The following is a 374-nucleotide window of genomic DNA, read 5'->3' as shown; positions in this document are numbered from 1 at the left end:
GCGGCGCTCAGTTTTGTGACGGAAATGACGAGCGATTCCGTGGGATCTGTGTAGCGAGACACCAAGGTCTGCAGCCCGAGAATGATCTGCGCTCCAATAACGACCGGATCGATTGTAAGATGTGGGATTGCCGCATGCCCCCCTCTACCCCTTATCGTAATATCGAACTCATCGAGCGCAGCCAATATTGGCCCATCAGCGATGGCGAATTTCCCGACGTCGAGACCCGGCGAGTTGTGCATGCCAAAGACCTGTGAGATGCCAAAGCGGTCCATAATCCCTTCCTGCACCATCTTCTGACCGCCTCGCCCATCTTCTTCAGCTGGCTGGAAGATCAAGGCGACCGTGCCTTTGAAGTTCCGCGTTTTAGCAAG

Annotated in this window: 1 protein-coding gene; it reads right to left on the bottom strand. The window is 55.1% G+C overall.

The window, feature by feature from the left end; translation table 11 throughout:
- The coding region (locus tag EN851_RS34495) for a M20/M25/M40 family metallo-hydrolase (protein ID WP_135931065.1) at positions 1 to 374 on the bottom strand (374 nt) is incomplete at both ends.

Origin of the sequence: Mesorhizobium sp. M8A.F.Ca.ET.208.01.1.1 (genome assembly GCF_004791315.1) — a bacterium.
Classification (GTDB): Bacteria; Pseudomonadota; Alphaproteobacteria; order Rhizobiales; family Rhizobiaceae; genus Mesorhizobium.
Note: the sequence above shows the minus strand (reverse complement) of the source record. Positions and strands in the feature narration are given on the sequence as shown.